5 protein-coding genes are annotated in these 3706 nt (G+C 71.7%); 2 read left to right on the top strand and 3 right to left on the bottom strand.

Going from position 1 to position 3706, the window contains the following annotated elements:
• On the bottom strand, positions 1-475 hold a 475-nt coding region (locus FV222_RS19930; RefSeq protein WP_281406898.1), incomplete at its 3' end, for an inositol monophosphatase family protein.
• A gap of 353 nt (positions 476-828) precedes the next feature.
• Between FV222_RS19930 and FV222_RS19925 the strand changes: the two genes are divergently transcribed.
• Positions 829-1347 carry a DUF6101 family protein gene (locus FV222_RS19925; protein WP_187275211.1) on the top strand — a complete coding sequence of 173 codons (519 nt, stop codon included), beginning with the start codon at positions 829-831 and terminating at the stop codon, positions 1345-1347.
• Positions 1348-1408: 61 nt separating this feature from the next.
• Here the strand turns inward: FV222_RS19925 and ubiA are convergent, their stop codons facing one another.
• Positions 1409-2341 (bottom strand): 4-hydroxybenzoate octaprenyltransferase, encoded by a 933-nt coding sequence (gene ubiA / locus FV222_RS19920; protein WP_246685557.1) that lies wholly within the window; start codon positions 2339-2341, stop codon positions 1409-1411.
• A 70-nt stretch (positions 2342-2411) separates the two neighbouring features.
• Positions 2412-2879: a hypothetical protein gene (locus FV222_RS19915; protein ID WP_147753600.1), complete on the bottom strand. Its 468-nt coding sequence runs from the start codon at positions 2877-2879 to the stop codon at positions 2412-2414.
• Between the two features lie 292 nt (positions 2880-3171).
• On the opposite strand from FV222_RS19915, the gene FV222_RS19910 reads away from it, so the two are divergent.
• Positions 3172-3706: RsmE family RNA methyltransferase (locus FV222_RS19910; RefSeq protein ID WP_147815459.1), on the top strand; the 535-nt coding region annotated here is incomplete at its 3' end.

Raw genomic sequence — 3706 nt, 5'->3', positions numbered from 1 at the left:
TGATTACGAGGCGATCCGGGGACGCGGCGCCGTTGCGCGTCGCGCCGCGTCCCCGGATCGCCTCGTAATCATGGCCGAGCGCCGGCGCGTTGACGAAGCCGACCACCGGCTCGCCGGCCTTCAGCAGCGCCACCGCGATCGACCAGTCCCTGTGGCCGGACAGGAAGGCGCGGGTGCCGTCGATCGGGTCGACGATCCAGACGAGGTCGTGCCCGATCCGCTCGGCGTCGTCGGCCGTCTCCTCGGACAGCCACGCCGCCTCCGGCACGATCTGGCTCAGCCGGATCTTCAGGAAGGTGTCGACGGCGACGTCCGCCTCCGTCACCGGCGAGCCGCCGGCCTTCGACCAGATCTTCGCCGAGGTGTGGCCGCCTTCCTTGAAGAACGGCAGGGCGAGGGAGGCCGCCTCGCGAAGGGCCTCGCGCAGGTCCGGCATCAGGGCGTGCACGAAGTCCGCGGAGATCGGGTCGGTCATGGCGGTCCGTGTCGGGCGATGGGGCAAGGGGTCGGCATCGCGGCTCGCACCGCTCCGCGCGCCGGCGCGACGTGCGGGTCGTTGCCGGGCGCGACGGGGGAGCGACGCGCCGGAGCGCGACGGCACCGTTGTAGGGTCTGCTCGAAAGCGCCACAAGGATGCCGAGGCCGCAGGGCGATAACGGAAAAACTCACCGATCGCGGCAAGGAACCATTGAGCATTCCCGACGGGAAGGCGATGTCCACGATCGCTTAACGCTCACTCTTAAGGCACCGTGGGGAGGTTAGACGCCAATCTTCTTGGCAGAACGGACGACCCCAGCAGGTCGCCACTTGCAAATGGACGGCGGACCGATGAACACCTTCGAAACCATGGACCGGACCGCGACCGATCATCTTGCCGAGACCGTCCGCTCCGATCGGGACGGCGCCGCGCCCGCCGGCTTCGCCTTCGCCGCCTCGGCGCTTCCGGTGTTCGGCGCCACCGGGATCAAGCCCACGGGCATCGCGCTCTCCTTCGCCGCCGACGAGGCGGAGAGCTGCGGCGAGGACCGGTTCGCGCTGTGTCTCGTCGACGCCGCCGGCGCCGTCCTGGCCAGCCTCGGCCCGTTCTGCGAGGACGAGGTCGTCGCGATCTGGCGCGACCTCGCCGCCCGCACCGGCCTGCCGCGGATGATCGTGCGTGAGGACGGCGTGCTCGCCGTGGTCGCCGCCCAGGTCGGCCGCCTGATGCTCGGCAAGACCCGCATCCGCCGCCGCCACGGCTCGCTCGGCGATCGCCGCCCGCGCTTCCTCGTGCGCCGCAAGACCGGCCGCCTCCCGATCCGCCCGCAGATCCACCGCGGCGAGAACGAGATCATCGCCCGCTCGTAAGCGACGCCCCCCGGGCGCCTCGCCCGAGAGCCGGCCATCATCCGCCGCACACGAGGATCGCCTAGCCCGGCCAGCCCTGGTTGATCGTGTCGGCGGCAAGCCCCGCGAACAGGATCAGGCCAGCCCCGCGGTTCGAGCGGAACAAGGCCAGCGCCTCGCGCCCGTCGCGCGCCTTGAGGCGCAGGACCTGGCGGCCGAGATGGCCCGCGAAGGCGGCGACGCCGAGACATCCCAGCAGCCCGGCGCCGGCCCCGTAGGCGGCCAAGCCGATCAGCAGCACCGCCGCGCCGTAGCAGGCGCCGACCGCCAGCCGAAGCCGCGCGCCGAAGAACCGCGCCGACGAGCGGATGCCGGCGATCTCGTCGTCCTCGATGTCCTGTACCGCATAGATCGTGTCGTAGCCGACCACCCAGGCGATGGTGCCGGCGTAGAGCAGCAGCGCCGGCACGCCGACCTGGTCGAGCAGCGCCGCCCAGCCCATCAGCGCGCCCCAGGAGAAGGCGAGGCCGAGGACGAGCTGCGGCATCGACATCACCCGCTTCATGAACGGGTAGATCGCCACCGGCAGCAGCGAGCACAGCCCGACGCCGATCGCGAAGGCGTCGAACTGGATCAGCACCAGGAAGCCGACCAGCGCCTGGACGGCGAGGAAGGCGGCCGCGGCCCGCGTGCTCACCTGGCCCGAGGGCAGGGGGCGGGAGCGCGTGCGCTCGACCTGGGCGTCGAGGTCGCGGTCGGCGATGTCGTTGTAGGTCGAGCCGGCCCCCCGCATCGCCACCGCGCCCACGAGGAACAGCAGCAGGTGGCGCGGGTCGGGCCAGGGCAGGCCGGCATGGGTGGCGGCCAACGCCGTCGACCACCAGCACGGCAGCAGCAGCAGCCACCAGCCGATCGGCCGGTCGATCCGCGCGAGCCGGAGGAAGGGCCGCGCGGCCCGCGGCGCGAGCCGGTCGACCCAGTGGCCGGTGACGGCGTCGGCGACGGGCGGTTCCACGGCCTTCGCGGCGTTCACGCCGAGGCCTGCGATCGGGTTCGCGTGGGGCGGAGGCTGCGTCGCATCCGCCTCAGAGCGCGCCCTGCGGCATCTTGAACTGGCCGGTCAGGCCGGGGCCGCCGAGCAGGCCGCCACCGCCGCCACCGTTCTGGGCCTGGGCGCGGGCCTGCGCCTCCATCTTTGTGGCTTGAGCCGCCATGCCGCAGATCTTGGTGCGGATGCCGACGACCTTGGTGTGGTCCGCCTTGAAGCCTTCCGCGAACGAATCGGGAATCGAGCACCACTCCTTGTTGGCGGCGATCCACTTCATGCCCTCGACGCCGTTGGCCTGCAGCTTGCCGAACAGGGCGCAGGCCTCCTGGGGGGTCATCTTCTTCTTCGCCGTGGAGGCGGAGTTCGCCCGGGAGACGAGGTCCTTGCGGGTCTGGAGCGTCGTCTGGATCGTGCCGCACTCGGCGCCCTGGGCGAAGGCGGCGGTGCTGGCGGCGAAGCTACCGACCACCAGGGCGGCGGCCAGTCCGTAGGTCTTGATGCGCATGGTCTCGACTCCCTGGAGATCCGCCCCGGTCGCGGGTGAAGCGCCGTCGGCGTGGCACGCAGCGTCGACGGATGTCGTCTTGATCCGGATGGCGGCCGCGCTGCGGTACGGACGGCCCGGACTGATCCGGGCTCCGCTTCGCCATAGGAATGTGGCGTCAATCGAGCCGCAAACGGGCCGGCGCCGACATGGCTGGGCAACGTTTCGAAAACCCGGGCTCGTGGTGTTTCGGCAACATCGTCGATCCTGTCCAGGCGTTGACAGCCGCGCATGCGCACGCGACGGAGCCCGGATGGCCGCCTACGACTTCACCGCGCCCCGTCTCCACGTGGCGCACGACCTCTTCGCGGGCGCGAACCTCCCCCTCGACCGGGCGCAGGCGAACTACCTGCTGAACGTCCTGCGCCGCCAGCCGGACGACCCGGTGCTGCTGTTCAACGGACGGCACGGCGAGTGGCGGGCGAGCCTGGTTCCGTCGGGCCGCAAGAGCGCGCACCTCACCGTCGTGGACCAGGCACGCACGCAGACCGTCGCGCCCGACCTGCACTACCTGTTCGCGCCCCTGAAGAGCGCGCGGCTCGACTACCTCGCCCAGAAGGCGGTGGAGATGGGGGCGGGCACGATCCGCCCGGTCCTGACCCGCTACACCCAGGGCGAACGCCTCAACACCGATCGCCTGCACGCCAACATAATCGAGGCGGCGGAGCAGTGCGGCATCCTCGCCGTGCCGACCCTGATGGAGGCCGCGCGCCTGCCCGCGGCGCTCGCCGACCTCGGCCCGGAGCGGCTGCTGGCGTTCTGCGACGAGGACGCACCCATCGCCGACC

Source organism: Methylobacterium sp. WL103 (assembly GCF_008039885.1).
GTDB classification, from domain to species: Bacteria; Pseudomonadota; Alphaproteobacteria; order Rhizobiales; family Beijerinckiaceae; genus Methylobacterium; species Methylobacterium cerastii.
This window is presented reverse-complemented; position numbering and strand designations above follow the sequence as displayed.